Here is a 9,148-nt window from a genome sequence, read left to right as displayed (position 1 = left end):
GCTCTCCCCCGCCGCCCTGTGCTGACCGTCACGCCACCGGAGCGCAGGGACAGCGGAAAGTGCCCTGCTGCGGCGCACCGCTATCTGCTTCAATGGACGCATGTCCGGCTACCAGCACCCTGCGTCAGGTCCCAGCGACCTGGAGCCGTTCTGGCCGTCCCGGCAGCATCACGACTTCGACCGGGTGTGTTGCCGCGCGAGGAACGCGTCGGCCCTCTAAAACCTCCTTCGAGGCCTTCGGCCGCCGCGCATGACGTACGTCCCGTCCGTCCTGTCGACTCGACGACTCCTTCGCGCGAAAGAGCTGACCCCTCATGGCGAATTCCCGTTCCTTCTCCGCCGCGTCCGCCGCACTCAACCAGAAACCCGCCGCTCCCGGCCGTCACCGGCTGCGGGCCGTCGACCGTGACGAGACCGCTCCGGCCGCCCGCCCCGCCGCTGTCCCCGCCGGAGGACAGGTCGTGGACTTCCTGCCGCCCGGAGCGACCTGGCTGCCCGCGCCCCAGCACACCCTGCCGTCGCTGCCGGGACAGCCGCCGATGATCGGCTATCTCGTCCTCGTACCGGCCGACCAGCAGGCCGCGGTGCTGGCCGCCTCGGCTGCGTACCGTCCCGCCGACACGGACCCCGCGGCGCCGGGCGCCGAGCCGGGGGCCGGGCCCGGGCCCGGGCCCGGTGACACACCGGCCGACGGCTTCGGCGCCCGGCCCGGGGACGGCGGTCCGGTACGGATCGACAGCGCCCAGCGGATCGCCGTCGTGGACGGGAAGACGCTGGACCTCACCTATCTCGAATTCGAACTGCTCGCCCACCTGGTGGCGCATCCCCACCGGGTGCACACCCGCGACCAGTTGGTGACCACGGTGTGGGGCTACGGCCATGTCGGCGACGGCCGGACCGTCGATGTGCATGTGGCACGGCTGCGCCGCAAGCTCGGCGCCGAGTACCGGCACACCATCCAGACCGTACGGCGCGTCGGCTACAAGTACACGCCCTGAGCGGGCATGGGCCCCGCCGGCCGGACCGGACTTCCCGGACCCGGGCCGGCGGGGCTTCATACGTACGGCGATATGACGATGCAGCGGTATGGCGGTGCGGTACCACGTCCGTGCGTTATGTCCCGGTACGGGTACCGGTGCGTATACGGGACCGCAGGCCCAGCGCACCGTCCAGCACCAGGAACACCAGCAGGCTGATGCCCAGCAGCGGTACGAACCAGCCGATCAGCGCCGTCACCGCCGCCAGCGGCAGCAGGACCGTGAGCGGCACCTTGCGCCAGGCACCCCGGGGTATCGCCCTGCCCATGGTCAGCGCGCTCGCCTTGGTGGGTCTGCGCTGCCACCACATCCGGTAGCCCCAGACGATGATCAGAATCAGTGTGAGGGCGAGAGCCGCGAGCGCGAGCTGATTGACCACCCCGAGGAAGACCCCCATATGGGCGTCGATCCCGAAGCGGGTGAGCTTGGCGAGCAGGGGGTAGTCGGCGAACCGCAGTTCGTTGATGATCAGGCCGTTGGCGGGATCGACGGCGACCGAGTCCAGCCTGACCGGGAACTGGGTGTCGGTCTGCGCGACCACATAGCCGGTGCCCTCCTTCGGCAGGGTCACCGCGACCGGCCCGTCGAGACCGGCCTGGCGCGCGGCGACGACGGCCAGATCGATGCCGATGTCCGGTCCGCTCATTCCGGGCATGTTCTCCATGCCCTCATGACCCTCGTGGCCTTCGTGGCCGCCGCCCGCCGTGCCCGAGCCTGGCTGGAGGGCGGCGGAGACGACCGGGGTGGCGCCGCCGAGCTGGTCCTGGACCGCGCCGATGTTCTCGCCCGCGTACGTGGACCAGGTCAGTCCGGTGGCGGAGAGCAGCACCAGCCCGGTCGCGGCCCAGAGCCCGGCCGAACCGTGCAGCGAGAGCGTCCGGCGCCGGCCGGTGGCCTCACGCTCGGGCACCAGCAGCGCGCGCTTCGAGGAGCGTCTGCGTCCGGTCCAGAGCAGCACTCCGCCGAGGGCGACGACCCACAGCCAGCTCGCGGCGAGTTCGCTGTATATACGGCCGGGCTCGCCCAGATGGAGATGGCGGTGCAGCTCGGAGAGCCAGGTACGCAGCGGCAGGGCGCCCGAACTGCCGTAGCTGGTCAGCTCGCCCCGTATCTCCGCGGTGTACGGATCGACGAAGACGGCGAGCGATTTGCTCTCTCCGAGGCCCGGCACGGTCATCAGGACCCGGGTGGTGGCGCCCGCTTCGGAGGGGAGACGTACGGACGTGACGGTGCCGTCGGGGCGGGCGGCCTTGGCGGCCTTGATCTGTTCGGCGAGCGGGAACATACGGTCGCCGACCGGCGCCCAGAGTTCGTGGCGGTAGATCACTTTCTCCGCCTGGAACGAGAGCGCGTAAAGGAACCCGCTGGTGGCGGCGACCAGCAGGAGCGGTGCTATCAGCAGGCCCGCGTAGAAGTGGAGCCGGAGCACCAGGGGGCGCAGGGCGCTCCAGGCGGACGGCGTGCCCGCCGCGTACGTCGCCGCGCTTTCGGTCTCGGTCTCGGTCTGCGTCTGGGTCTGGGGCTCTGGTTGTGGCTGTGTCTCTGACTGTGGCTGCGTCTGCGTCTGTACGTCGGAGTCCTGCGCGGCGGCGCCCTGTACAGGGTCGTCAATGGCCATGACTGTCCTAGGTGTTGGCGTTGGCATGGGGGAACCGGCCCCCGGCCGCCGCCGGCCTCAGACTGGGATGGCGGCGTTACTGACGGCGGCTCCGGGGGCCGTGGCACGAGCGGTACGGAACGCAGGCGGGCCACGCCGCGACAGCGTGTGCGCCAGGACGACCCCCCGGGCGCGATGTGCCGTGGAGGCTCCGGGGCGCGGACGTATCAGCCGGGGTGCGGCGGGCAGCCGTACGGCGCTGAGCAGCAGCCGCAGCGGTGAGAACGCCAGGACTCCGACGGCGTGTATGAGCCGGAAGAGCGCGGCCTCGCCCCGGGCCAGCCAGAGCGCGCACAGAGCGCCGGCGACGAGATGCGCGGCGAGCATGCCGGCGGAGACGTCGGTGAGGGCGTCGAGTATGCCGACCCGCCCGTCCGGGCCGGTGTCCGCGCCACTCATGGTCATTCCGGGGCTCATACCGGAGGGAGTCATGCCGGAGCCGGTGGCCATGTCCGTGACACCGCCGGGGCGCGGTCCCGGTCCATGCGCGGAGGGACCGTACGGCAGGGCCCCGGCGAACAGCAGGTGCAGGGCGCCCTGGACGGTGAGCAGGGCAACGCCGATCGACACGGCCCCACGGCGTCGGCCGCCCGCGAGCCAGGCCAGACCCGCGGTCACCACGAACGCCGCCCACAGCGCCCCGGGCGGGATCTCGTGCCCGGGGGTACCGGACATGCCGGAGGCGCCATACGCACCGGATGCAAAGGAATGCCCCAGCGCCGCCAGCGTCACGCACACCGCCGCGAAGGCCGCGGCCCGCAAGGCGCGCAACGGCGACCGGGCATCTGTCATGGTCCGCTCATGCTGCCATCCCGTGGGACCGCGCGGCAGATCCCAGCGGCACATGATTCTCCTGACGGCGAATTTCCCTGACCGCGAATTTCTCTGTCCTCGTCGCCCGTTCACGGGCATGGTCGGTGCCATGAGACTCCTGATCCTCGGTGGTACGGAATTCGTCGGGCGCGCGGTCGCGGAGGCTGCGCTCGCCCGGGACTGGCAGGTGACGGTCTTCCATCGCGGCCGTCATGAGGCACCGGCGGGGGCGGTCACCCTGCTCGGCGACCGCACCGCCCCCGACGGTCTGGCCGCGCTCGCCGAGGGCGAGTGGGACGCGGTCGTCGACACCTGGTCGGCGGCCCCCTCCGTGGTGCTCGCGGCGGCCCGGCTGCTGGCGGACCGGGTGGGCCGGTACGCGTACATCTCCAGCCGCTCGGTGTACGAGCAGCCCACCCCGGCCGGACTGGACGAGGACGGCCCGGTGGTGACCGGCGCGTCCCCGGAGGCCGGGCAGACCGACTACGCCAAGGACAAGCGCGGCGGTGAACTCGCCGCCGAGGCGGTCTTCGGCGACCGGGCGCTGCTGGTCCGCGCCGGTCTGATCCTCGGCCCCCGGGAGAACATCGGCCGGCTGCCCTGGTGGCTGGGCCGGATCGCCAGGGGCGGCCCGGTCCTGGCCCCGGGCCCCCAGGACAACCCGCTCCAGTACATCGACGTGCGCGATCTCGCCGAATGGACCCTGGACGCGGTACGGCAGGGCCTGGGCGGCCCGTACAACCTGGTGAGCCCAGCCGGGCACACCACGATGGGCGAACTGCTGGACACCTGCGTGCGGGTGACCGGTTCCGACGCCGAACTGCGCTGGACGGCGCCGGAACCGATCCTCGCGGCGGGGATCCAGCCCTGGATGGACCTGCCGATCTGGCTGCCGCCGGGCGAACTCCACGACACCCTGCACCGCGGCGATGTCTCCAAGGCGCTGGCCTCGGGGCTGCGGTGCCGGCCGGTGGCCGAGACAGTGGCGGACACCTGGTCCTGGCTGACCTCGGTCGGCGGCGAGGCACCGCAGCGTCCGGACCGGCCGCCGGTGGGTCTGTCCCCCGAGCAGGAGGCGAAGCTGCTGGCGGACTGATCCGGGCGGCTGTTCGGTATGCCGGGGTGGTTTCGCGGGGCCGGTCCGGCGGCGGGGACTGTCCTCAGTCGCCGGGCGGGCCGGCCCCGACCGCCGGACGGGCCCGGCACTGCGGCGGGTGCGCGAGGTGCGGGCTACGAGAGTCCGTCCGGCTGAGGTGTGGACATCTCCGCGGATATCGCCGTGGATGCCTCCGCGGGTGTCTCCGTGGATATCGCCGCCGTCAGGGTCGCCCTCAGCCGTGCTATCCCGCTCTGCCACTCCCCGTCGGCGCCGTCCGCTTCGAGCCAGAGATCTCGTAGTTCGGACTTGTCGGCCATCACGCGGTCCAGGGCGCGGAGGGCCAGGAGGCGCAGATCGGCGGGGAATTGGGGCAGCGGCTCGTCCGGGCCGTACACCGTTTCCACGGGCAGTCCGCCCGGGCACTGCTCGGCGACGAGCGCGGCCGCCGCGACGGCCGACGCTCCTTCGTCGTCGTCCAGATAGTCCTGCGTCTCAATCGTGCGGAGAAGCGCCGCGCGCACCAGGTCCGTACGGCCCGCCTCGGTCGCGTCGTCGAGGTCCGCGGCAAAGTCCGCCGCGGTGTCATTGTCGAAGTGGCCGGTGTCCCATGTGCCCATGGTCTGCCCCCTGGTCGTTCTTCATCCCGTTACAGAGATCGTGCCAGGCACCACTGACAATCGACCCCGGGCACCGGCCTCGCGCCCACCGAGCGCCCGCCCCACGCCCGTCCCACAACGACCGGGACCGGGCCGGGACCCAGCCGGGACCTGGCCGGAACACGACCGGGACCGGCCCGCGGTCAGCGCGTCCGCGCCGGCGCCGCGTGCCGCGCGCCCAGGGGCGACGCCCCGGCTCCCCCGGCGGCTCCCTCCGTGTCCTCCGGCACCCCGCCGTGCTCCAGCGCCGGCAGCCATCCCAGCCCCTTCGGCGTACGCCAGTTCCGCTCCCCCAGCAACGTCATCACCGACGGCAGCAGGACCATCCGTACGAGTGTCGCGTCCAGCAGCACCGCCACCGCCAGGCCCACGCCCATCTGCTGCATGTCCTGCATGGACAGCGTTCCGAAGACCGCGAAGACGGCGACCATGATGGCCGCGGCGCCGGTCACCGCGCCCGCCGTGCGCCGGATGCCCTGGCGGATCGCGGACGGGGTGTCCAGGCCGCGGTCGCGGGCCTCCCTGATCCGGGAGACCACGAACACGTGGTAGTCCATCGACAGCCCGAACAGCACCACCAGCACGAACAGCGGCATCCAGCTCTCGATCGCGCCGACCTTCTCCGTACCGAGCAGCTCCGCGCCCCAGCCGTGCTGGAAGACCGCGACCATCACGCCGTACGCCGCCACCACGGACAGCAGATTGAGCAGGATCGAGGTGAGGGCGATGACATACGAGCGGAAGCAGAACAGCATGAGCAGGAACGTCACGGCGGTGATGAAGGCGAAGACCGGGACGATGCCGCGCTTGAGCTGATCGTTGAAGTCGACGGACCCGGCGAGATCACCGGTCACATGGACCTCGGCGCCGGTGCCGGCGAACGCGGCGGGCAGCCGCTTGTCACGCAGTTCGGAGAGGGCGGCCTTCGAGCGCTCGTCACTGCCGTTGCCCGGCAGCGGGACCTCGATCTCGGCCACGTTCCGCTCCGCGTGCACCGTCACAGAAGCCGCACCGCCCGACCCCGAGCCCGTACCTTCGAACTCCGCCAGCGCCTTCCGTATCCCCTCCGACCCGATGTCGTCCGCCTTCACGACCACCCGCGCCGGGGCCGGACCGCCCGGGAACGCCTCGGTGATGTTCCGGTACGCGACGGTCAGCGACGCCTCCGAGCCGAACTGCTTCTCCATCCCCAGCGACTCCGTCTTCATCCCGAGCGCCGGCGCCGCCAGCGCCACCAGCACCGCGACGGACGCCACCGCGAACAGCTTCGGCCTGGCCAGTACGGGCCCCAGCAGCGCACCCGCCAGCGCGCCGCTCTCGTGTGTGCCCTTCTTCTTCCGCCGGTTCAGGAACGGCACCCGCCCCGCGTCGATACGGTCGCCGAGCCAGGCCAGCAGAGCGGGCAGCACGGTCACGGACCCGAGCATCGCGATGAAGACGACCATGATCGTGGCCAGGGCGAAGCCCTTGAAGAGCATCAGCCCGGACAGGAACATCCCGGCCATCGCGACCATGACCGTCACCCCGGAGACCAGGACGGCCCGCCCGCTGGTGGCCGCCGCGATCCGCAGCGCGGTCTCGGCGTCCCGCCCGGCGGCCCGCTCGTCGCGCTCGCGCCGCAGGTAGAACAGGCAGTAGTCGACACCGACCGCCAGTCCCATCAGGAACATCACCGAGTAGGTCGTCTGGAAGAGATGGAGCTGGTGGCTGGCGAGCGACAGCAGCCCGAAGGCCGCCATGCACGCGGTGAGCGCGAGCCCGACCGGCAGCAGCGCGGCCACCACCGCGCCGAAGGCGACCAGCAGGATGCCGAGCGCCAGCGGTACGGCGGTGAACTCGGCGCGCCGGAAGTCGTCGGCCAGCAGATCGTTCAGCCACTTGCCCGAACTGGCCTCCCCGAACTGGTAGATCCGTACGTCCCGGTGGGCGTCCCCGGTGTCCCGTACGGCGTCGAGCACCGGCTGCACCCGGTCCGGCGCGGTCTTGGAGTCTCCCTTCATCTCGAAGCGGATCAGCGCGTCCTTGCCGTCCTCGGAGGCGAGCGGCGGCGCGATCGGGCCCGTCTCGCCCGTCCCCCGTACGGCCTCGGTCAGGTCGCCGGCGGCCGTACGCCAGCCGCCGGCGGCCCGGCTGCTGACCATGACCAGTTCCCCGGCCGGCTCGTCGATACCGGCGTCGTCGAGGATCTTCTCCGCCTTCGCGGAATCACCGGCACCGCTCTCCGAATCGGACATTTCAACCAGGCCCGACGCGCCGCCGAGGGCAGCGGCCAGGACGACGAACAGCAGCCAGCCGATAACGGCCGTCTTGCGATGGTGTGCGCTCCACACACCGATACGGGCAGCGAGATTCTGTTTCACGGCTTTTCGCCTCCGAAATTATGCGGGTAAGCGGGGAAGGGCGGATGAGACCTGTGGAAAAGTCGTCCACGACGCTAGGAATCCGGGGCCGTCAACCCCAGCCGTCGAAACCCCTGATCGGGGGTGGTGCTGGCAACACCACAGATCGGGGGGCCGCCCGGATGCCCCCGCCCGCCGCGACCGGTCAGACTCGAAGCCGGTCACAAGGGCAAGGAGAGTTCCCATGGACAGATCGAAGATCCGAGCGTCGCTGACGGCGGCCGTCCGGGGGCTGGCGCTGGCGATCGTCGCGCTCGCCGGGTCGGTCACCCTCTTCGTGCTGGCCGTGGTCTCCATCACGCTCATCCCGCTGGGCATAGGGGTCTTCACCACGCCCGCGCTGCTGACGCTGGTCAGGAGCCATGCCAATCAGCGCCGGCTCTGGGCCGCCACCTGGTCGGACATACGGATCGCCGTTCCGTACCGGCCGTTCCCGCCCGATGTCCGCGGCGGCGTCACCGGCCAGGTCGAGCGCTGCACCCTGCTGCTCAAGGACCCGGCGACCTGGCGCGATCTCCAGTGGCTGCTGATCGACATGACCGTGGGCTCCGTCGTCGCCCTGCTGGCCTTTGCCCTGACCGTCTATCCCCTGGAGGGACTGGTGCTGGCCGCAGGGCTGTGGCGGGTGTTCAGGGACGATCCGTACTGGTACGGGTTCGTGCCGGTCGACAGTCAGGCGACCGGGTTCGCCGCCGCCGCGCTGGGGCTGGCGGTGCTCGCCGTCGGCCTGCGCTTCGGCCCCGATCTGCTGCGCCTCCACTTCGCCGTCGCGAGGCCGCTGCTCGCGCCCGGTCATGACCGCGAACTGAGTCTGCGGATCGAGCAGCTCACCGAGTCCCGGCACGACGCGGTCGACACCTCGGCGGCCGAGCTGCGCCGAATAGAGCGCGATCTGCACGACGGCGCGCAGGCCAGGCTGGTCGCCATGGGAATGGACCTGGGAACCATCGAGGCGCTGATCGAGCGGGACCCGGCGCGGGCCAAGGAGCTGGTAGGCAAGGCCCGTCAGTCCTCCGCGGAGGCGCTCACCGAGCTGCGTGATCTCGTACGGGGCATCCATCCGCCGGTGCTGGCCGAGCGCGGTCTCGGGGACGCCGTGAAGGCACTGGCGCTGCGGCTGCCGGTGGAGACCGAGGTGAATGTGGAGCTGCCCGGACGCGCGGCGGCACCGGTCGAGTCGGCGGCGTACTTCGCGGTGAGCGAGACCCTGACCAACGCGGTCAAGCACGCGGGCGCCGACCGGATCTGGGTCGATGTCTCGTATGCGGAAGGGATGCTGCGTATCGCGGTCACCGACAACGGGGGCGGGGGCGCGGAGCCGGGGAAGGGCTTGGGGCTGAGCGGCCTGGAGCGCAGGCTCGGTACATTCGACGGCGTCCTGGCCGTCAGCAGTCCCGCGGGCGGTCCCACCATGGTGACCATGGAGATCCCTTGCGAGTTGTCCTAGCCGAAGATCTCTTCCTGCTGCGCGACGGTCTGGTCAGGAT

Annotated in this window: 7 protein-coding genes; 3 read left to right on the top strand and 4 right to left on the bottom strand. The window is 71.4% G+C overall.

Going from position 1 to position 9,148, the window contains the following annotated elements; genetic code table 11:
* The first annotated feature begins 314 nt into the window (after positions 1 to 314).
* Entirely contained in the window at positions 315 to 998 is a 684-nt protein-coding gene (locus WH07_RS33245; protein WP_046508412.1) for a winged helix-turn-helix domain-containing protein, read from the top strand.
* Positions 999 to 1,113: 115 nt separating this feature from the next.
* Here the strand turns inward: WH07_RS33245 and WH07_RS33240 are convergent, their stop codons facing one another.
* The gene (locus tag WH07_RS33240) at positions 1,114 to 2,655 is read right to left on the bottom strand and encodes a PepSY-associated TM helix domain-containing protein (RefSeq protein WP_079023765.1); all 1,542 of its coding nucleotides are present in this window, start codon (positions 2,653 to 2,655) and stop codon (positions 1,114 to 1,116) included.
* Between the two features lie 57 nt (positions 2,656 to 2,712).
* Complete coding sequence (locus WH07_RS33235) at positions 2,713 to 3,486, bottom strand: hypothetical protein (protein ID WP_046508419.1); 774 nt, start codon at positions 3,484 to 3,486, stop codon at positions 2,713 to 2,715.
* A 130-nt stretch (positions 3,487 to 3,616) separates the two neighbouring features.
* Here WH07_RS33235 and WH07_RS33230 point away from each other — a divergent pair, with 130 nt between their 5' ends.
* Positions 3,617 to 4,603 carry an NAD-dependent epimerase/dehydratase family protein gene (locus WH07_RS33230; RefSeq protein WP_046508418.1) on the top strand — a complete coding sequence of 329 codons (987 nt, stop codon included), beginning with the start codon at positions 3,617 to 3,619 and terminating at the stop codon, positions 4,601 to 4,603.
* A gap of 134 nt (positions 4,604 to 4,737) precedes the next feature.
* Here the strand turns inward: WH07_RS33230 and WH07_RS33225 are convergent, their stop codons facing one another.
* Both WH07_RS33225 and WH07_RS33220 read right to left on the bottom strand, forming a co-directional pair.
* Positions 4,738 to 5,223, bottom strand: coding sequence for a DUF4259 domain-containing protein (locus WH07_RS33225; RefSeq protein ID WP_063775872.1), 486 nt, complete (start codon positions 5,221 to 5,223; stop codon positions 4,738 to 4,740).
* Between the two features lie 182 nt (positions 5,224 to 5,405).
* Positions 5,406 to 7,592: an MMPL family transporter gene (locus WH07_RS33220; RefSeq protein ID WP_046508414.1), complete on the bottom strand. Its 2,187-nt coding sequence runs from the start codon at positions 7,590 to 7,592 to the stop codon at positions 5,406 to 5,408.
* A 253-nt stretch (positions 7,593 to 7,845) separates the two neighbouring features.
* On the opposite strand from WH07_RS33220, the gene WH07_RS33215 reads away from it, so the two are divergent.
* Positions 7,846 to 9,108, top strand: coding sequence for a sensor histidine kinase (locus tag WH07_RS33215; protein ID WP_046508410.1), 1,263 nt, complete (start codon positions 7,846 to 7,848; stop codon positions 9,106 to 9,108).
* Positions 9,109 to 9,148 lie beyond the last annotated feature (40 nt).

Source organism: Streptomyces odonnellii (assembly GCF_000981895.1).
Lineage (GTDB): Bacteria > Actinomycetota > Actinomycetes > Streptomycetales > Streptomycetaceae > Streptomyces > Streptomyces odonnellii.
This window is presented reverse-complemented; position numbering and strand designations above follow the sequence as displayed.